Here is an 18,435-nt window from a genome sequence, read left to right on the forward strand (position 1 = left end):
ACACCACCGCGATGACGGACCACCCCGGCCTGCCGCCCGAGCCACGTCGGCGCGCCCTCGCGGTCTCGCCCGTCTGGGCGGTGCTGGGGGCCGCCCTCGCGGCGGCGCTCGTCGGCCTGGTCACGGGCTGGGACGACTGGGGAACGGCCCGGACCGCGGTCGTCCTCGGCGGCGCCGTGGCGCTGTGGGCGGCCGGCACCGCGTACCTGCTGCTCGTCGTCGTCCCTCCGCAGCTCGCGGTGCGACGCGCGCTCATGGGTGACCACGTAGTGCGCACGTTCCCGCAGCGGCAGCTCGACCACGCCTACCGACGGCACGCACTCGTCGAGACGGGGCGATGGTGGCTCGTCCTGGACGGGAGCTCCGCGAGGTTCACGTGGACGGCGGGCGCGGACCGGATCGACTCCCCCGCCCTGGGCCTCGACCACCTGTCCGAGGCCGGTCGCGCCGCCCTCACCCGCGCGGCCGAGGGGTGCCGGAACGGAGAGGTCGGCTCCGCCCGGCCGGACGCCACGGCGGTGCCGGTGGACGGCCACCGAGTCGTCGACCTGCTGCTCAGCGGGGATCCCGCGGTCCTCGAGACGCTGCGGCCGTTCGTCCTCGACGTGCGCCGGCGCGCCCGCGAGCTCGGTCCGACCACCCGGTCATGAGCTCGGTCCGGTCGACCGCCGACGATGTCCTGACGACGTGTCACGGCGGGGGTCGGCGGTACGCACCGACCGACGCATCACCCCCGACGACGACGCACCCCCGGTCCGCCGACCGCTCAGTCCTGCGGCACCCCGGTCCGGGCCCCGCCCCCTCCGGCGGTCTCGCTCCCGACGCCGGGCATGTCCTCTCCGGCACCGCCGGGAACGTCCTCGCCATCGCCGCCGGGAACGTGCTCGAGGATGTCCCCGGGCTGGCACTGCAGGACCCGGCATATCGCCTCGAGGGTGCTGAACCGGATCGCCCTTGCCCGACCGTTCTTCAGCACGGCGACGTTCGCCGGCGTGAGCCCGACCAGGTCCGCGAACTCGCCCACGCCGAGCTTCTGCCTGGCCAGCTCGACATCGAGGCGCACGACGATCGCCATCAGATGACCCCCTCGAGCTCGGCCCGGTAGCCGGCCGCCTGCCGGAGCAGGCCACGCATGACGACCATGAGCAGGACCGGGAGGGCGGAGAGCACGACGACGCCGGTCAGCAGCATCGGGACGCCCGGGTCGCGCTCCGGCCCGAGAAAGACGAGCACGCAGACGTAGGCCGCGAGCAGCGCCACGAGCACCCAGGCGACCGCCAGTGCGACGACGATCGCGTCGACCCACCGGCGGGACTCCGAGCTGAAGATCCGGTCGCGCCGCACGAGCGTGAGCAGGCGCCAGATGCACACGACGACGACCTGGACGCACAGCAGCACGACGACGGCGACCGCCTGGGTCGGGATCCGGATGTGCAGCTCCTCCGCATCGTGCGCGAACGAGCCCGGCAACGAGAACACCTGGAGGACGGTGAGCCAGATGGTGGCGGCGACGAGGCCTGCGCGAAGGAGGGCGACAACCCACGTGACACGAAGCATGGATCGAGTATCGGCGCGAATCTATCGATAGGCAATAGATTTGCCCGCACGAATACACGAACCGTGGGCCACCTCTCATCACTGTCTGGGATAACGCAGTTCGACTCGATATCCTGGAGGTCCTTTATGAGGCCATCGACATCGACGATCGACACGAACCCACCCTCGACGGGGCCCGTCGAGATTCTCCCCCCGCAGCTCGCGCACGGCGCTGGCATGTGGCGCGTGGCGCGCGACTCGGGAGCCCTCGAGCTCAACACCTCCTACGCCTACCTGTTGTGGGCGCGCGACTTCTCGGCCACCTGCAGGGTGGCCCTGCTGGACGGCGAGGTGGTCGGCTTCGTCTCCGGCTACCTCCGGCCCGACGCCCCCGACCGCCTGTTCGTCTGGCAGGTCGCCGTCGACTCGCGGCTGCGCGGGCAGGGCGTCGCCGCGCGGCTGATCGACGAGCTCGCCTCGGCGCACCCGCAGGCCACCGCCCTCGAGACCACGATCACCGACGACAACGCCGCCTCCAACCGGCTCTTCGCGTCCTTCGCCGAGCGCCGCGGGGCGGAGCACCGCACGGAGCGGGGTTTCGACGTCGGGGACTTCCCCGACGGGCACGAGGCCGAGGTGCTGCACGTGATCGCCCCGCTGCACCCCGCCGCGACCTGACCCCCTCCGCGCCGCCGACGCGCGGCGCGACCGACCGGCCGTCCGGCGTCCGCCGCCCGCACCCACCGTCCGCCCGCCCCCTCGACCACGCCCGACCTCGCACCGCCTGCACCCCCGACACCGCATCGCACGACACCGATACAGGAGCGAAGATGACGACGACGACACCCCCCACGACAGAGCTCGAGTCAGAGGTCCGCAGCTACTCCCGCAGCTGGCCCACCACGTTCACCACCGCGACCGGCAGCACGATGACCGACGAGGACGGCCGCGAGTACCTCGACTTCTTCGCCGGCGCCGGAGCGCTCAACTACGGCCACAACAACCCGCTGCTCAAGAAGGTCCTCGTCGAGCACCTCACGTCGGACAAGGTCGTCCACGGTCTCGACATGTTCACCGACGTGCGCCGCGACTTCCTCCAGACCTTCCGCTCCCACATCCTCGAGCCGCGCGGGCTCGACCACCGCGTCGTGTTCCCCGGCCCGGGCGGCGCGAACGCCGTCGAGGCGGCGCTCAAGCTCGCCCGCAAGGTCACCGGCCGCGAGTCGGTCGTCAACTTCACCAACGGCTTCCACGGCATGACGCTGGGCGCCCTGTCCGTGACCGGCAACTCGATGAAGCGCGGGGGCGCGGGCATCCCGCTCGTGCACGCCACGCCGATGCCCTACGACGACTACTTCGACGACGAGTACCCGGACTTCCTCTACTTCGAGCGGCTGCTCCAGGACCTCGGCAGCGGGCTCAACGAGCCGGCCGCGGTCATCGTCGAGAGCGTCCAGGGCGAGGGCGGCATGAACGCCGCGCGTGCGGACTGGCTGCGCAAGCTCTCCGCACTGTGCAAGGAGCACGAGATCCTGCTCATCCTCGACGACATCCAGATGGGCTGCGGCCGAACCGGCGGGTTCTTCAGCTTCGAGGAGGCCGGGATCGTCCCGGACATCATCACGCTCTCGAAGTCCATCAGCGGCTACGGCCTGCCGATGGCGCTCACCCTCATCCGCCCCGAGCTCGACATCTGGGAGCCGGGCGAGCACAACGGCACGTTCCGCGGCATCGGCCCGGCCTTCGCGACCGCCACCGCAGCCATCAAGGAGTTCTGGGGCGACGACACGCTCGAGAAGTCCACGACGGCGAAGGGCCTCTACATCGAGGGCCGGCTCAACAGCATCGCGGCCCGCCACGAGGCCCACGGCCTGACGTCCAAGGGCCGCGGCCTGGCCCGCGGGATCCAGTTCGAGGACGCCGAGAAGGCCGGCGAGGCCTGCGCGCTGGCCTTCGAGCGCGGGCTCCTCGTCGAGACCTCCGGACCCATGAGCGAGGTCATCAAGTTCTTGCCGGCACTGACGATCACCGACGACGAGCTTGCCCGCGGTCTCGACATCATCGAGTCCTGCATCGACGACGTCCTCGCCGCCTGACCGACCGCGCTACCGTGCCGCCGGCCCTCGCGCCGGCGGCCGGGCAGTCGCGTCCGCGGCCGCACGTCGCACCACCGATCACCCGACACCTGAGACCTGGAGGTCCCCATGCTCGTCCGCACGATCGATGAGATCACCGACACCGACGCCGACATCAAGACGCCGAACTGGCGCAGCAAGCGCATCATCCTCGCCAAGGAGGGCGTCGGCTTCTCGGTGCACGAGACCACGCTGTACGCCGGGACCGTCAACGAGTTCTGGTACGCCAACCACATCGAGGCCGTCTTCATCACCTCGGGCGAGGGCGAGATCGAGGACCTGGCCACCGGCGAGGTGCACCAGCTCGCGCCCGGCTCGCTCTACCTGCTCAACGACCACGACAAGCACGTGGTCCGGCCGCGCACCGAGATGAAGACCGTGTGCGTGTTCAACCCGCCGGTCACCGGCCGCGAGGTGCACGACGAGAACGGCGTGTACCCGCTCATCACCGAGGACGCGGGCTGACCCAGCCCCCCTGCAGTACCGACGGCCGCCGGTCCCACCGCTCGGTGGGGCCGGCGGCCGTTCGTCGTGCTCCGTCGACAACTATCTTGACGTCGAGATAGTTGCGGTGGTGTGCTGGAGCCCCACCTGACGGAGGCACCGATGGCGCACACCTGGGATCCCGAGCTCTACGACGTCCATGCCGACGAGCGGGCCCGCCCGTTCGTCGACCTGCTCGCCCGCGTCCGCACGGACGGACCGGACGCGGAGGTGCGCTCCGTCGTCGACCTGGGCTGCGGACCCGGCGAGCTGACGCACGGGCTCACCCGCCGCTTCCCCTCCGCGCAGGTGGTGGGCGTCGACTCGAGCCCCGCCATGCTCGCCACGGCCGCGCGCCACTCGGGGCCCCGGCTGCGGTTCGAGCAGGCCGACCTGCGTGACTGGCTCACGTCCGCCGATCCGGTGGACGTCCTCGTCTCCAACGCCACCCTGCACTGGGTGTCGGAGCACCTCGAGCTGCTGCCGGAGCTGATCGCGGCCGTCCGGCCGGGTGGCTGCCTGGCCTTCCAGGTGCCCGCCAACAACACCACACCGATGCACGCGATCCGGCGCGAGCTGGCCGCGCGGCCGCCCTACGCGGAGCACGCGGCGGCGGCCGCCGGTCCCGTCAACCACGAGCCGGAGGAGTACCTGCGGGCGCTGACGGAGCTGGGCTGCGCCGTCGACGCCTGGTCGACGACCTACCTGCACGTGCTCACCGGCGAGGACCCCGTGCTGACCTGGGCGAGCGGGACGGCGGCGCGACCCACGCTCCAGGCGCTCCCCGAGCCGCTGCGTGAACGGTTCGTGGACGAGTACCGCGCGCGCCTGCGAGAGGCGTACCCGGCCACGGACCTGGGTGTGGTCATGCCGTTCCGGCGAGTCTTCGTCGGCGCGCGGCGGTCCGCCGCGGCCTGATCGTCACAGGACCCACGCGCCCCCATCATCGTGGGGGCGAGCCTCTCCACCTCGGTGCAACCCCGGCCCTGTGACTACCCGAGTTCGAACTCGGCGCGGCGGTCCTCAGGGACGAGGTCGAGATACTCGGCGCGGTTCTTGTCGATGAGCCGCCGCACGTAGGGGCAGTACGGCAGCACGCCGGCGCCGCGGGAGCGCAGGTCGGCGAGCGCCTCGTCGACGAGGTGGCGGGCCAGACCCGGGACGGATCGCTCCGGGTTGACCTCGGTGTGGGTGAGCGCGACGTCCGTGCCGCGCACCCGGTAGTCGATCCGGCCGAGCAGCTCGTCGCCGATCTCCACCACGTAGCGGCCGCCCTCGGCGTCGTTGCGGACCGTCGGCACCTGGCCGTCCACCAGCACGTCGTCACTCATCGCTCGCTCCTGTCGTCGTCGGTCGTTCGGTCTGCTCGTCGCGCCCCTGGGCGGCGGCCGAATCCTCGCGCGGCGGGAGCGCGTCGTGCCCGGACATGATCGAGATCCGGTTGAAGGCGCCGATCGCGATCGCCACCCAGACGATCGCGGCGACCTGCTCGTCGGTCAGTCCGCCGCGGCGCCCGGCACCGCCGCTCGCGGCCAGTGCGGCGCCGTGCGGCAGGTTCGTGGTCAGCTCGGCGATCTCGAGCGCGGCCCGCTCGACGTCCGTGAACACCGACGACTCCCGCCAGGTCGGCAGCAGGTCGAGCCGGTGCTGCGTGACCCCGGCGCGGCGCGCCCTCGGCACGTGGACGCTCAGGCATCGCGCGCAGCCGTTGATCTGGGAGACCCGGACGTCGACGAGCTCGACGACGTCGCGGCCGATCCCGACCGCCTCGGCCGCGTCGGTCGCCGCCTTCGCCATGCCGCTCGCGGCCCGGTACACGGGCCGGTGCGCCTGGGTGATGTCCACCGGCTCGGACACGCCCCGGCCCACCGCTGCTCCTCCGGTCATCACTGCTCCGTCCGTCCCACGACGGTCGTGGCGTTGGGGTTGCGCCTCGGCCGCAGACGCACGCCCGGGAGGTCGGGCGCCGGCAGCCACGCGCGCTCGCCGACATAACCCTCGACCCGGCCGAACAGCTCGCTTCCCGTGTACTCACCCGCCGGGTCCCCGCCGCCGTTCCAGGCGTCGCGCGCGGCGACGATCTCGTCGTGGTCCGCGCCGATGAAGTTCCACCACATGACGATCTCCTCCCGGAACGGCTCACCGCCGAGGAGGATGACGCGCGCGGGCTCGTCCCCGGTGCTCGCGAGCCGCAGCGTGTCGCCGCAGGGCGCGCGGAAGGCGAGCTCGGCCCGTTCGATCGCGACGTCGTCGACCTCGACCGCCCCCGTGTCGAGCAGGACCCCGTGCTCGAAGTCCGCACGGACAGGCAGGTCGACGACGGCGCCCGGCGGCAGCGTCAGCTCGGCCCCGAGCAGCGGGGTCGCCGTCGTGACGGGCGAGGCCTCGCCGAGCAGCTCGCCGATGAACACCGACACCGTCCCGGACCCACCCGGCAACGGCACCGGGGTCGGTGCGTGGTGCTGGAACCCGCGCGGGCCCGTGCGTGCCTCCCGCGGGAGCACGAGCCACAGCTGGACGCCGTGCAGCACCGTGGTGCCGGCGGTGGATACCTCCGAGTGGCAGATCCCGGCGCCCGAGGACATGAGGTTGAGCTCGCCGGGGCGGACCATCGCGTGCACGCCGGCGGAGTCGCGGTGCTCGACCTCGCCCGTGAACAGCCAGGACACGGTCTGCAGGCCGGTGTGCGGGTGCGGGGCGACGTCCATGCCGCCGGTGGCCGCGACGTCGTCGGGGCCGTAGTGGTCGGCGAAGCACCAGGCGCCGACGAAGCTGCGCTCGCGGCTCGGCAGCGTGCGGCGCACGGGCATCGCGCGCGGACCGCCGAGCGGGACCACCCGGGAGGTGATCACCTCGATACCGGGCGGGTCGTCCGCGGGGCACGACAGCAGCATCTCCGCCGGCCGGGTCTCCAGGTTGCTCACGGGCCACCTCTCCTCGATGCCCGGCGCCAAGGGCGCCGCGTGGTCCCATCGTGCGCGGGCGGGGGCCGATGGGCAACCAGGCGGGGGTGCGGACGCCCGGGAGGGCGCCCGCACGAACTGCCGGTGGCACCCGGCTCAGTCCGGTGCCATCCGGCTCAGTCCGGTGCCATCCGGCTCAGTCCGGTGCCATCCGGCTCAGGTCGGTGCCATCCGGCTCAGGTCGGTGCCGTCCGGCTCAGGCCGGCGCCTCGATGGCGAACAGCTCGGCCTCGGTGTCGTAGTAGGCGGTCGTCCGACCCTCGTGCCGCATGCCGATCCGCCGGGCGACGGCCTGGGAGGCCGCGTTGTCGGGGTGGGTCACCGCGAGCACGCGGCGCACCCCGTGCGCCCACGCGTGGGCGAGGACCGCGCGCGCCGCCTCGGTCGCGTAGCCGCTCCCCCATCGGTCGGGGTGCAGGTGCCACCCGATCTCGAGGTCCCCCGACGGCGGGCGGGAGCGGTCCGGCGAGCTGGCCGGCAGGTCGACGAGCAGGACGGCGCCGACGACGGGTGCCGCCGGGGTTCCGACGTCGGAGGCATCGGTGATCGCCCAGATCCCGCGGGGGGCACCGCCGGCCATGCGGGTCTCCCACCGGGCGAGCCGCTCGATCGCGTCGGCGCGCGTGGCGAGCTCCGTCCCGGGTCCGCCGGACCACCGCACGACCTCCGGTCGCGAGTAGATGGCGAGCACGGTGCCGGCGTCGTCGGGCCCCCAGGCGCGCAGCGCGAGACGGTCGGTGACCATCGTGGGCAGAGGAGGACTCATCCGGCCACGGTAGGGCGCGGTGTCCACGTGAAATCAGGACCCGCTCCCGGCCGCGCCACGCGTAGGCTCAGGTCATGCCAACCGATCCGACGACGGACGGCCGTCTTCGTCGGGCATCGGGACGGCCGGACTGGGCGACCATCCCCAACCTCGTCACGCTGCTGCGCTTCCTCCTGCTCGGGCCCGCCTGCTGGGTGATCGTCGACGACCCCGAGGGCAGCTGGTGGCCCCCGGTGCTCGTCGGCGTCTGGGCCGTCACCGACTGGGTGGACGGTCTGCTCGCCCGTGCGCTGAACCAGCAGTCCCGGACCGGGGAGATCCTCGACCCGGTGGCGGACCGGATCGGCATCGCGCTCGTCGTCGTCGCCCTCGGTGTCGCCGATGCACTGAGCTGGGTGCCCGTCGCCGTCATCGTGCTCGTCGACCTCATCGTGGTCGCCCTCGCCGGGCGCGCCGCGCAGCAGGGGCGGATGCGCGTGACGTACGTGGGCAAGGCCCGCACCGCGGTGCTGTTCTTCGGCATCTGCGGCATCGTCCTCGGCATCTCGGTCTGGCCGGAGGCGATGACCGTGGGGCGGGTGCTCGTGTGGGTCGGCGCCGCGCTGCACATCTACTCCGCCACCCTCTACATCCGGGCCGCGCGGCTCGGGACCGGGCCGGCGGTGCGGCGGCCGGGCGGAGTCGAGGACCAGGCATGACGTGTCAGGCGTGAGCCTGTCCGAGTGACAGGAGCGAGCAGGATCGGGGACCAGACGTGAGCAGGCCGGGCGTGAGCAGGCCGAGCGGTCAGGACGGGATCGACGACCAGCTGGCCGGCGAGCTGGCGATGGACTCCGCCGAGCGCACGCGCCTCGTCCTCGGCGGCGGGGGCGACCGGCCCGACTCCGTGCGGCTGACCTGGCGTCGCGGAACCGAGCACGCCACCACCCCGTCGCTGGTGCTCGAGGAGCTGCCCGATCAGGCGCGCGAGATCCTCGCGGGGATCGGCGTCGATCCCGGGGACCCGAGCGTCCGACGCCAGGGGCTGTCGCTCACGCCGGAGGACCTGCACCTCCTCGTCTCGGGGCCGGACGCGCTGGCCGGTCCGGTCGGGATCTTCCTGCTCGACGTCGGCCGGCTCGAGCACGCGGCCCGCTCGGCCGAGGAGCGCGAGGCGGCCGCGCAGTCAGCGGCGGACGGCCCGGCGGGCGCGGGCGGGGGCGGGGGCGGCGCGGGCCCCACGCGCTCCGGGTCGAGCGGACGCCGCTCCTCTCGCGTGGCGCCGCTGGAGTGGATCCCGGGCCTGCTCGTGCTCGTCGCCGTCGGGCTGCTCGTCGGGATGATGGTGACCGGAGCCGGTGCGACGGCGACGGCCGTGCTCGCCGGCTGCCTCGCACTCACGGTGATCGTCACGGCTGTGGTCGGTTGGCTCGGGATGCGGCTCCGGTGGCGCCGACTCGCGGCGGCCCAGCTCCGCACCCCCAACCGCGCTGCGGTCGAGTCGACGACGACCGCGGCGCGCCACTACCGGACCGGCGGCCGCATCCAGGTCGGTGTCTACGGCGCGGTCGGGCTCTTCCTGCTCGTCGCCCTGACGCAGGACCGGGCGGGATGGTGGGTGCTGCTCCCGGCGGCGGTGCTCCTCGCCGTCGGGGCCGTGGTCATCGCTCTCGCCGTGCGCCGCGACGGCCCGCTCCATGACCGCGAGCGGGCCGAGGTCGAGCGCCGCGGGATCCGCGGGGTGCCGGGCGGCATCCACCTCGACGTGACCGAGCGCATCCAGCCCGATCCCCGGCACCTGCCGTAGGTCAGCCCGCCCGGGTGACCGCCCGTGCGGACGAGGCACCCGCCCGAACCTGGGAGACTTCCGCCATGGCGAGATCGACCGAGCGCGGCGCGGGCCGGGCGCTCCCCCACCCGGTGACGGCCGCGCTCCGTCAGCTGCTCGCGGCGGCCCTGGTCTCGGCGCTGCTCGCGGTGCTCGTCGTCGTCGGCGTCACGATGGGCGTGCGCCGGACATTCTCCGTCGATCCGGGCAACCTGCCGTCGGTGGCGGTGTGGATCGGCGTGGGCATCGGCGCACTCGTGCTCCTCGCTGCGATGGTCGGGATCTACCGTTCGGCGCATCTCCACCTCTACCTGCGTCGGCACGCCCGGCCGCCGCGCCGGAAGGGCTCGCCCCGCCGGCCCGTGCCGCGCATGACCGAGCGCCTGCTCGAGGAGATCGACGCCGGGGATCTCGGCACCGGCGACGCGCGGTTCCGCATGGTGGTGGTGGACCGGGGGTCGTTCGCCGTCGCGTTCATGACGCCGGGCTACCGCATCGAGACGACGCCGACGATCGCCCCCCTCCGCCTCGGCGAGCACGGCCGCACCGCCCTGGGCCACGTGGGCTGGCTCGAGCCGGAGCGCCGGACGATCGGGGCAGACGGCGACTGGCAGTACTTCGGCACGGAGTACACCGGGCCGGGGGCGCACCTCGCCGACAACCCGGGGATCCCCCTCGACGCCGGAAAGGTGGCCGTGCTCGTCACGAGCGGCGACGAGGCCCTCGCGGGGCCGGTCCGCGACCTCCTCGCGCAGGCGCGCGCGACCCGCTGAGCGGCGACGGCACGTCGAACGACGGCGCTGCGGCGCCGTGCGACGTGCCCCCGCGACGGCGAGCTGCGGACGCGTCCGGCCGTCCCCGGGACGGTCCGGAGTTCCTCAGCAGCCGTCCGGGCCGCAGGCGGGAGCGTCGTCGAGGCCGGGGAGGTCGAGGCCCCCGAGCGGGGTGAGCGGCGCGAGAGACGTGACCGGGGCGGGCGGCGACGGCAACGGGCTCGCCGACTCGTGCGGCGCCACGGTCGGCCTCTCGGCCGAGTCGGACGCCGGGTCGGAGGCCGGGTCCGCCGCCGATGCCGTGGCCGACGACGAGGCCCCCGCGGCGGCTCTCGTCATCGAGGTCCCGGCGGCGGTCATGCGTCGGCCCGCGTCGCGTCGTCCGTCCCACGCTCGGTCGCCACCTGGCCGAGCGCCTGGGCGAACGCGGTGGACTCCTGCGCCCCCGAGATGCCGTACTTCTCGTCGAGGACGAAGAAGGGCACACCCTGGATGCCGTAGGCGCGGGCCTTGGCGATGTCGGCCTGGACATCGTCCGCCCAGCGGTCCGCGCGCAGGTCGGCGGCGACCTCCTCCGCGTCGAGCCCGGTCTCTGCGGCCAGCGCGGCGAGCTCATCGACGTCGGAGAGGTTCTTCCCCTCGACGAAGTAGGCGCGCAGCAGGCGTTCCTTGGCCTCGGCCTGCTTGCCGTGCGCCTTGGCGTGGTGGATGACCTGGTGGGCGCGCAGCGTGTTGATGTGCACGACCGAGTCGAAGTCGTAGTCGAGCCCGACGGAGGCCGCGATCCCCGTCACGCGCTCGAGCATCTGCTCGACCTGCTCGACCGGCATGCCCTTGCGCTCGGCGAGGAACTCGGTCGTCGAACCGGTGAAGTCGACCGGCGTGTCCGGCGAGAGCTCGAACGAGTGGTACGTGACCTCGACCGCGGGGGCGTCCGCGTGCTGCTCGCGGAACTCCGCGAGGCCGGCCTCGAACTTGCGCTTGCCGATGTAGCACCAGGGGCAGGCGATGTCCGACCAGATGTCGACGGCGATGGGGGGCTGTGCGGTCACGATGCTCCTCGGGTGGTGGGGTCCTCGAGGTGCAAGGCGCGCGGGCGCCGCGGCATTCCCGGCCGGGGGTCGGGAGCCGTCAGACCAGGCCGAGGGCGAGGCCGATCGCGGCCGCGACGCCCGTGAGGATCGCACCGACGGCGACGGCGCGGTCCGTGCCGGAGACGGGTTCGCTCCCGTCGCGCTGCGCGAGGTCGAGGATCGCGACGCGCCCGGGGGCGATGGCGTGACGGTCGATCCGGGCCTCCATCTCGTGGCGCGTCGCGTGGGTGGCGGGGAAGACGTCCCGGCCAGGGACGGCGCGGGTGTCGGCGGTGGTCAGGTCGGCGGTGGTCATGCGGGTCTCTCTTCTCCGCGCGGGGCGGTTGGTCGTGCGTGGCGACGTCCGGGAGAGGGACGCGACCGGGAGCGGGGGAGGTCGGTGTACGGGCGTAGGTCTCGCGCCGGAGCTGCCCGGTGCCGCTGCCGTCGGTCGAGAACGGGAGCACACACCGTTCAACGCCGAACGCTTCGACGTGAAAGAGTCTAGCGTGACGCGGTCGCCTCGTCAAACTTTTCGATCTTGAACTATTCTTGGCGGATGCGTGACCGCGTGAGCGACTACCTGGGACAGTGGCGCGAGCAGCGCCCCGAGCTCGAGCTGGCACCGATGAGCGTGACCGGCCGGGTCTCGCGCGCGTCCGACCTCATCTCCCAGGGCATGCGCGAGTTCTTCGCCGAGCACGACCTCCAGCCGGGCGAGTACGACGTCCTCTCCGCCCTCCGGCGCGCGGGTGACCCGTTCACTCTCACGCCCGGCGCCCTCACCGGCAGCATGATGGTGACGGCGGCGGCCATGACCAACCGGCTCTCGCGCCTCGAGGAGAAGGGCCTCGTCGACCGCTCGACGGACCCGGACAACCGCCGCAGCGTGCGCGTCAGCCTCACTCCCCGGGGCCGCGCCGTCATCGACGACGTCGCCCCCCGCCACGTCCGCGCCGAGGGGGATCTGCTCGCAGCGCTCGACGACGCCGAGCTCGCGCAGCTGGCCGGTCTCCTCGAGAAGCTCCTCGCCGGCCTCGGCGACCGCTCGCAGCACGGGGACGACGACGCCGGCGACGGGGGTACCGCCTAGCCTCTCGGGATGGACCTCGAGTTCTCCGGCGAGATCATCCACTGGCGCGGCCCCGCGCCGTTCCTGTTCGTCCCCCTGCCGCCGGACCCGCGGGAGGCCGTCCGCGAGGTCCGGCGCGAGGCCACCTACGGCTGGGGCGTCATCCCGGTGACCGCGCGCATCGGGGAGACCACGTTCACCACCTCGCTCTTCCCGCGCGACGGCGGCTACCTGCTCCCGGTCAAGGTCGCGGTGCAGCGAGCCGAGGGGATCGGCCTCGGCGACGAGGTCTCGGTGCGCATGGCGATCGACCTCGGCTGACGGGTCGGGCCGGGGCCTGTGGGGCCGGGCACCCCGAGGGCGCGGTCGGGTCAGTTCGGGCGCTGCTCGGCCGCGGCCCGCGGACCGGGCACCCGCGGGCCCGGGCGGGTCAGGCCGGGACCGGACCGTCCGGCGTCGGGGCGTCCGCCCAGGCCGGATCCCCCGGGCCGAGGACGTCGTAGACGACCGAGACGAAGTCGCCGACCCGCTCGACGGAGAGCAGCCCGAGCGCCAGCCGGCGCGGGAGCAGCGGTCGCCCGGACCCCAGGGTCGCGGCCGCGATCGAGAGTCGCAGCTCGTCGAGCAGCCCGGCGTCGGCGAGCTGACCGGCCAGGTCTCCTCCCCCGACCACCCAGATGTCCTTCCCGCCGGCCGCGGCCACGAGGCCGGTGTGGATCTCGCGCGCGTCCCCGGCGACGAATCGGACGTCGGCCCCCTCCGGCGCCGCGAGGTCGGCGTGGGTCGCGACGAACGTCGGAAGGTCGTAGGGCCACGAGGCCCCCTCGCCGAGCTCGCGCAGGATCCACTCGTAGGTGGTGCGCCCCATGAGCAGCGCACCGATCCCGGAGACGAAGCTCTCGTAGTCCCCGGTCACCGCCGGGTCACCGCGTTGCGCGAACAGCCACGCGAGGGAGTCCGCCTCGTCCGCGATGAATCCGTCGAGGGTCGTGGCCGTGTAGAAGACGGTGCGCGTCATCCCCCGAGGGTGCCGGCGACCACCGACATCGGGAGGTCGCCGGTCGATGCCGGACGGACGGCCGCCGAGCTCCGTCGCCCGCGCACGGCCAGCCGGCCTACGGCTGGATGCGGTCGAGAATCTCGTGCAGCCCGTCGGCCACCTGGACCCCCGGCGAGCCGAGACCGGCCGCGGCGAGGATCTCGCGGAGCGCGTCCGCGTCGGGCGCTCCGGGCTCGCCCACGGCGCCGCCGGGGTACGTCACGCTCTCCGAGTCGTCGGCGGGTCCGGAGTCGGCGGCTCCGTCCTCGACCGGGTCCGCCGTCGTCGGGTCGGCGCCGGGCCGTCCGTCGACGACGTCCGGCTCCGGCCACGCCACGACCATCGATGGCACCGACCGCTGGTCGTCCGCGCAGCCCGACATGCCTGCCGCCACGAGCGCGCAGCCGAGCGCGGCGGCTGCCTTGGTGGAGACGATCATCCATTCATGCTGGCACCGTCTCGCCGCCCGCACAGATCGCCCCGGCGCGTCGCGCCCGAGGAGTGCGGCCGGCCGGGCAGGGAACGTCCCTGCCCGGCCGGTCCACCGGGTGCGGGTCAGCGGGTCGCGAGGAAGTCGTCGATCTGGTTCATCGACTCCCGCACACCCTCTTCCTGGCCCATGTCCATGACGGTCCGGAGCGCGTCCTCCGACTCGTAGGTCGCGGTCGCCGTCACCGTCGTGCCCGACCCGTCGGGCTCGAACCGGTAGACGTTGCGGGAGACCGGCATGGAGTCCACCGGCCGGAGGTCGGCGTCGGCGAACCCGTCCCGGAACTCGAACCCGTTCGGCTCGTCGACGGCGGTGATCTCCCACCAGCCGCCGTACCTCTCGCCGTCGGGGCCGGTCATGTAGTAGCTGCTACGCCCGCCCGGCCGGATGTCGTGCTCGACGAAGGTGGCCGGGTAGCCGGGCGGCCCCCAGACCTGCTCGAGCTGGCGCGGGTCGGTGTAGAGCGACCAGATCCGCTCCACCGGCGCATCGAAGTGCGCCGTGATCGTCATGGTCCTGCCGGGGACGTCGGTCGTGATGTCGGTGACGGGCATGTCAGTCCTCCTCGAGGTCGAGCTCACGCGCGAGCAGCGCGTCGATCCGTTCGACGCGGCCCCTCCAGATGCCCTCCAGCTCGCCGAGCATGGAGGCCACGGAGCGGACCGCCGTGACGTCGCCCGAGGCGAGCTGCTCGCGGCCGTTGCGCCGCTTGGTGAGCAGACCGGCCGTCTCGAGGACGCGGACATGCTTCTGGACCGCGGCGAAGCTCATGTCGTAGCCCGCCGCGAGCGCCGAGACCGAGTGCTCCCCGGCGAGGACCCGGCGCAGGATGTCCCGCCGGGTCCGGTCGGCGAGGGCGTGGAACAGGGCGTCCGCCCGGTCCTCGTCCCCGGCCTCGATCACGTCACAAACATACAACCGATCAGTTGTACGTGGCAAGGGGCGACGACGAGGTGCGCAGCGGCGGGTGTGCGCGAGGCGGGCGTCCGGGTGGGGGGAGGCATCGACCGGCGCCGCCTACGCACCGGTGAGCGCGGACTCGACGCCGCGGAGCTCCTCGGTGATGTTCGCCGCCGGCCGCCGCACCGTCACGCGCTGCCCCAGGGTGACGGCCAGCCGCTCCCGGGCGAGCTCGAACCGCTCGCGGCGGCCCCACAGGTGCTGGTGCCACCCCGCGCCGAGCACGAGGTAGCCGATCGTCGAGAGCACCCGTTCCATCTCCTGGAAGGGGGCGACCTGGTCGGGCGCGTCGGCGAGCGCCCGCCGGGCCACGGCGTCCGACTCGAGTAGCTCGACGTAGAGGTGCTGCCGGCGCCGCACGCCGTCGGCGGTGTCGTGGCCGCCGGCGACGAGGTCGGCGAGCACGGCATCGAGGGCGATCGCGACCCGTCGGGCGTGGGCGCGCAGGACGACCTCCTTCCCGCCGAGACCGCTGAGGACGAGCACGACGATCGCCGTGCCCACGCCGATCGCGGTGTCGATGAGGCGGTCCCCGACGACCGTCTCGGTGCTCATGCCGGTCACCGCGACCGAGATCGTCATGGCGAGCGGCGTGATGAGCGTGACCGCGAGCAGGTAGTTCCGGGTGACGAGCAGCTCGACCGAGCCCTGCATGACGATGATCGTCGCGACGAGCCACCACGCCTGCGGGTCCACGGCGAGCACGACGGCGAACACCCCGAGCCCCAGCACCGTGCCCAGCACGCGCTGCAACGCCTTGGTGGCCTGGGCATAGCGCGTGCCGCCGGTCTGCACGATGAGGGCGGCGAAGACGACCGCCCAGTACACGTGCTCGTTGCCGATGAGCGTCGCGATCGACCCGGCGACGGCGGTGGCCACGAGCACGCGCAGGGCGACGAGCATGCTCTCCGACGGCCACCAGGCGGCCTGGCGCAGGAGGTAGCCGCCCGCGGGGCGCCCCAGCGACGAGTACCGGACCTGCGTGCGCTCGACCTGGCGCTGCTCGTCGTCGGTCCGCCCGAGGTCGGCGCCTGCGCGCTCGTCCGTGTCCTGCACCGGCTCGTCGGCCCGGTCCGCGTCGTTCTCCCACGGGCTGGGGTCGATCCCGGACACGCGGCCCGAGAGGTGGGCCGACGTCGCGGCGTACCGCTCGTGGACGACCTGGAGGCGCGCCTCGAAGTCGCTCGCCGTCCCGCCGTCGGTCACGGCGGTCCACGCCGCGTGCAGCGCCGTCGAGGCGTCGGCCCGGCGACGGTCGAGCCGGTCGGGGTCGGTATCGGGGTCGGTCGAGCGGGCGGCCGCCTCGAAGCGCACCACCGTGTCCTCCGCGTGCGCGACGGCGCTCTCCTCGATGCCGCGCCGCCGCAGCCAGATGTCGGAGGTCCCGACGACGACGGCGCTCACCGCCCCGACCGCCGCCATGCCGAGGATGAGCCACGGGTCCGTTCCGCCCACGGCGGCGAGGTTGGCGACTCCCGTGCCGAGGGCGAAGAAGTAGACCCCCGGCGGGCCGACCCGAAGCGCGTGCGTACCGAATCCCACCACCGAGCTGACCGCGACGAGGGCGGCGAGCGACCCCCACGTGCTGCCCGCCGTGAGGACGCCGACCAGGCTGCACATCCACATCCCGGCGCCGACGCCGCCGATCACCTTGACGCGGCGACGGGCAGGCGCCCCAGCGCCGTAGAGGATGGAGAAGCCGCCGAGGCTCGCGAGGAACCCCGCGGACGTGTGTCCGAGCGCGGTCGCGACGACGAGCGGGAGGCCGATCGCGACGGCCGCGCGCAGGCCGACGGCAAGGCGCGGCGGGCTGGGCGCGATGGTGACCAGGCTGCGCAGGTCGACGAAGGGGGTGCCGCTCACGGCCTCGATGGTAGGTCCGGCCCCGCCAGGCCCCTCCGACGTGTCACCACCCACAGGGCGCCACCCGGGAGTTCCGTCCCGGGGTCGCGGCCCGGTCCTCGTCGCCCCACGGTCACCTTCCACCCGATCCGACGACCGTGGTCCGGCGACGGTGGTCACCGTTAGGGTCGCCACCATGGCGACGAGGCACGACGTCCGGGCGGCGCAGGTCGTCGAGGCCATGCGCGAGCACGCGGGGACTGGGCCGGCGCCGGGGGCGGTGTGGGCGGTCGCGTCCGGTCCGCGCACGGAGCGGCGCGTGACCGTGGCGGCGACCGGCGGTCTGCGCGAGAACGCGCTCGTGCGTACCGCGTCGGTGACCAAGCCGGCGGCGACCGCGCTCGTGCTCGGACTGGTCGAGGACGGTGCGCTGGCTCTCGAGGACCCTCTGTCCCGGTGGGTTCCCGCCTGGGCCGGTCGCGAGGTCCTTCGCGAGCGCCACGGGGCGCTCGAGGACACGGTTCCGGCCGCCCGCGAGCTGACGGTCCGCGACCTGCTGACCATGGGGCTCGGGCTCGGCTACGACCTCGACGACGCGCCCGGCGACGCCCTCGCGGAGGCGACGCAGGACGCCGGCGTCCTCTCCGGCTGGACCGGGCCGGCGCTCGCGCCGACCGAGTGGGCGGAGCGGGTCGCCGGTCTGCCGATGGCCCACCAGCCCGGCGAGGGGTGGCTCTACCAGTCGTCGTTCGATGCCCTGACGGTCGTGGTCGAGGCCGCCACCGGGCGCGGGTTCGACGACATGCTCCGCGACCGCCTGCTCCTGCCGCTCGGCATGGTCGAGACGGGGTACTCGGTGCCGAGCACGCGGCTCGACCGGGTGCCCCCGTTCCGCTGGGTCGGCGGGGACGGCGAGTCCTCTGAGCTCGCGCCCGCCGCTGCGCCGGCACTGGCCCGCCGGCCGCTGTTCTGCTCGGGCGCCGCGGGCCTGCTCTCCACCGCCGCCGACCTCGTCCGGCTCGGCCAGATGCTGCTCGACGGCGGACTCGCCCCGCCCGCGTACCTCGGTCCCGCACCGACCGGGGTGCCGGCGGCCGGGGCGCCACCGACCGGCGTGCCGGTGGCCGACGACGGCACGGCCGAGGACCTGACGGCGGACGGCCCGACATCCGTCGGAAGCCCTCGCGTGCTGGCCGTCGAGTCGGTCCTGGCGATGCGCACGGACACCCTCACCGACCTCACCCGCCCCTGGGCGTCTGGCTTCCTCGAGCCGGGCTGGGGGTGGGGTCTGGGCGTCGGGCTCGACGAGCGCGGCGGCTTCGGCTGGGACGGCGGGACAGGCACGAGCCTGTGGGCCTACCCCGAGCAGGGGGTGACCGGGGTCCTGCTCACATGGCGCGGCATGGCCGGTCCGGCCCGGCCCGCCTACATGACCGACTTCTGGGACGCGGTCCTCGCCGAGCCCTGGTCCTGACCACAGCTGCACACCGGGGCTC

24 protein-coding genes are annotated in these 18,435 nt (G+C 73.7%); 11 read left to right on the forward strand and 13 right to left on the reverse strand.

Going from position 1 to position 18,435, the window contains the following annotated elements:
- Positions 1–11: 11 nt before the first annotated feature.
- Positions 12–650 (forward strand): hypothetical protein, encoded by a 639-nt coding sequence (locus ACPYO6_RS05690; RefSeq protein ID WP_425713930.1) that lies wholly within the window; start codon positions 12–14, stop codon positions 648–650.
- Positions 651–766: 116 nt separating this feature from the next.
- Here the strand turns inward: ACPYO6_RS05690 and ACPYO6_RS05695 are convergent, their stop codons facing one another.
- Positions 767–1,075 (reverse strand): helix-turn-helix domain-containing protein, encoded by a 309-nt coding sequence (locus ACPYO6_RS05695; protein ID WP_425713931.1) that lies wholly within the window; start codon positions 1,073–1,075, stop codon positions 767–769.
- The gene (locus ACPYO6_RS05700) at positions 1,075–1,557 is read right to left on the reverse strand and encodes a DUF2975 domain-containing protein (protein ID WP_425713932.1); all 483 of its coding nucleotides are present in this window, start codon (positions 1,555–1,557) and stop codon (positions 1,075–1,077) included. Before ACPYO6_RS05700 ends, ACPYO6_RS05695 begins: the two co-directional genes overlap by 1 nt.
- A gap of 126 nt (positions 1,558–1,683) precedes the next feature.
- Here ACPYO6_RS05700 and ectA point away from each other — a divergent pair, with 126 nt between their 5' ends.
- The 4 genes from ectA (at position 1,684) to ACPYO6_RS05720 (ending at position 5,072) form a co-directional block, all read left to right on the forward strand.
- Entirely contained in the window at positions 1,684–2,214 is a 531-nt protein-coding gene (ectA, locus tag ACPYO6_RS05705; RefSeq protein ID WP_425713933.1) for a diaminobutyrate acetyltransferase, read from the forward strand.
- Positions 2,215–2,366: 152 nt separating this feature from the next.
- On the forward strand, positions 2,367–3,632 hold the full coding sequence (gene ectB / locus ACPYO6_RS05710) for a diaminobutyrate--2-oxoglutarate transaminase (protein ID WP_425713934.1): 1,266 nt from the start codon (positions 2,367–2,369) through the stop codon (positions 3,630–3,632).
- A gap of 108 nt (positions 3,633–3,740) precedes the next feature.
- A complete protein-coding gene (locus ACPYO6_RS05715) occupies positions 3,741–4,136 on the forward strand; it encodes an ectoine synthase (protein ID WP_425713935.1) in 396 nt (131 codons plus the stop codon).
- A gap of 141 nt (positions 4,137–4,277) precedes the next feature.
- A complete protein-coding gene (locus tag ACPYO6_RS05720) occupies positions 4,278–5,072 on the forward strand; it encodes a methyltransferase domain-containing protein (protein ID WP_425713936.1) in 795 nt (264 codons plus the stop codon).
- Positions 5,073–5,146: 74 nt separating this feature from the next.
- On the opposite strand, the gene ACPYO6_RS05725 is transcribed toward ACPYO6_RS05720, so the two are convergent.
- From ACPYO6_RS05725 to ACPYO6_RS05740, 4 genes are all read right to left on the reverse strand, one after another.
- Positions 5,147–5,485, reverse strand: coding sequence for a GNAT family N-acetyltransferase (locus ACPYO6_RS05725; RefSeq protein ID WP_425713937.1), 339 nt, complete (start codon positions 5,483–5,485; stop codon positions 5,147–5,149).
- Positions 5,478–6,041 (reverse strand): carboxymuconolactone decarboxylase family protein, encoded by a 564-nt coding sequence (locus ACPYO6_RS05730; RefSeq protein WP_425713938.1) that lies wholly within the window; start codon positions 6,039–6,041, stop codon positions 5,478–5,480. The genes ACPYO6_RS05725 and ACPYO6_RS05730 overlap by 8 nt, the downstream gene beginning before the upstream one ends.
- Complete coding sequence (locus tag ACPYO6_RS05735) at positions 6,041–7,078, reverse strand: pirin family protein (protein WP_425713939.1); 1,038 nt, start codon at positions 7,076–7,078, stop codon at positions 6,041–6,043. Before ACPYO6_RS05735 ends, ACPYO6_RS05730 begins: the two co-directional genes overlap by 1 nt.
- A gap of 235 nt (positions 7,079–7,313) precedes the next feature.
- The gene (locus tag ACPYO6_RS05740; protein WP_425713940.1) at positions 7,314–7,883 is read right to left on the reverse strand and encodes a GNAT family N-acetyltransferase; all 570 of its coding nucleotides are present in this window, start codon (positions 7,881–7,883) and stop codon (positions 7,314–7,316) included.
- A gap of 74 nt (positions 7,884–7,957) precedes the next feature.
- On the opposite strand from ACPYO6_RS05740, the gene ACPYO6_RS05745 reads away from it, so the two are divergent.
- From ACPYO6_RS05745 to ACPYO6_RS05755, 3 genes are all read left to right on the forward strand, one after another.
- Positions 7,958–8,581, forward strand: a complete 624-nt coding sequence (locus tag ACPYO6_RS05745; protein ID WP_425713941.1) for a CDP-alcohol phosphatidyltransferase family protein — start codon at positions 7,958–7,960, stop codon at positions 8,579–8,581.
- 71 nt (positions 8,582–8,652) lie between these two features.
- A complete protein-coding gene (locus tag ACPYO6_RS05750; protein WP_425713942.1) occupies positions 8,653–9,669 on the forward strand; it encodes a hypothetical protein in 1,017 nt (338 codons plus the stop codon).
- A 65-nt stretch (positions 9,670–9,734) separates the two neighbouring features.
- Entirely contained in the window at positions 9,735–10,463 is a 729-nt protein-coding gene (locus tag ACPYO6_RS05755) for a hypothetical protein (RefSeq protein WP_425713943.1), read from the forward strand.
- A gap of 356 nt (positions 10,464–10,819) precedes the next feature.
- Here the strand turns inward: ACPYO6_RS05755 and ACPYO6_RS05760 are convergent, their stop codons facing one another.
- Together ACPYO6_RS05760 and ACPYO6_RS05765 are read right to left on the reverse strand one after the other, a co-directional pair.
- Positions 10,820–11,515, reverse strand: coding sequence for a DsbA family oxidoreductase (locus ACPYO6_RS05760; RefSeq protein WP_425713944.1), 696 nt, complete (start codon positions 11,513–11,515; stop codon positions 10,820–10,822).
- Between the two features lie 79 nt (positions 11,516–11,594).
- Positions 11,595–11,852: a hypothetical protein gene (locus ACPYO6_RS05765; protein WP_425713945.1), complete on the reverse strand. Its 258-nt coding sequence runs from the start codon at positions 11,850–11,852 to the stop codon at positions 11,595–11,597.
- 243 nt (positions 11,853–12,095) lie between these two features.
- Between ACPYO6_RS05765 and ACPYO6_RS05770 the strand changes: the two genes are divergently transcribed.
- Together ACPYO6_RS05770 and ACPYO6_RS05775 are read left to right on the forward strand one after the other, a co-directional pair.
- The gene (locus ACPYO6_RS05770) at positions 12,096–12,629 is read left to right on the forward strand and encodes a MarR family winged helix-turn-helix transcriptional regulator (protein ID WP_425713946.1); all 534 of its coding nucleotides are present in this window, start codon (positions 12,096–12,098) and stop codon (positions 12,627–12,629) included.
- A 9-nt stretch (positions 12,630–12,638) separates the two neighbouring features.
- Positions 12,639–12,929: a DUF1905 domain-containing protein gene (locus ACPYO6_RS05775; protein WP_425713947.1), complete on the forward strand. Its 291-nt coding sequence runs from the start codon at positions 12,639–12,641 to the stop codon at positions 12,927–12,929.
- A gap of 109 nt (positions 12,930–13,038) precedes the next feature.
- On the opposite strand, the gene ACPYO6_RS05780 is transcribed toward ACPYO6_RS05775, so the two are convergent.
- The 5 genes from ACPYO6_RS05780 to ACPYO6_RS05800 form a co-directional block, all read right to left on the reverse strand.
- Entirely contained in the window at positions 13,039–13,626 is a 588-nt protein-coding gene (locus ACPYO6_RS05780; RefSeq protein ID WP_425713948.1) for a dihydrofolate reductase family protein, read from the reverse strand.
- A 97-nt stretch (positions 13,627–13,723) separates the two neighbouring features.
- Complete coding sequence (locus ACPYO6_RS05785) at positions 13,724–14,086, reverse strand: hypothetical protein (RefSeq protein ID WP_425713949.1); 363 nt, start codon at positions 14,084–14,086, stop codon at positions 13,724–13,726.
- A 116-nt stretch (positions 14,087–14,202) separates the two neighbouring features.
- On the reverse strand, positions 14,203–14,691 hold the full coding sequence (locus tag ACPYO6_RS05790; RefSeq protein WP_425713950.1) for an SRPBCC family protein: 489 nt from the start codon (positions 14,689–14,691) through the stop codon (positions 14,203–14,205).
- Position 14,692: 1 nt separating this feature from the next.
- Complete coding sequence (locus tag ACPYO6_RS05795; protein ID WP_425714046.1) at positions 14,693–15,037, reverse strand: ArsR/SmtB family transcription factor; 345 nt, start codon at positions 15,035–15,037, stop codon at positions 14,693–14,695.
- 117 nt (positions 15,038–15,154) lie between these two features.
- On the reverse strand, positions 15,155–16,960 hold the full coding sequence (locus tag ACPYO6_RS05800) for an FUSC family protein (RefSeq protein WP_425713951.1): 1,806 nt from the start codon (positions 16,958–16,960) through the stop codon (positions 15,155–15,157).
- Positions 16,961–17,135: 175 nt separating this feature from the next.
- Between ACPYO6_RS05800 and ACPYO6_RS05805 the strand changes: the two genes are divergently transcribed.
- A complete protein-coding gene (locus tag ACPYO6_RS05805; protein ID WP_425713952.1) occupies positions 17,136–18,413 on the forward strand; it encodes a serine hydrolase domain-containing protein in 1,278 nt (425 codons plus the stop codon).
- Positions 18,414–18,435: the final 22 nt, after the last annotated feature.

This window comes from Georgenia sp. Z1344 (assembly GCF_049856295.1).
Lineage (GTDB): Bacteria > Actinomycetota > Actinomycetes > Actinomycetales > Actinomycetaceae > JB111.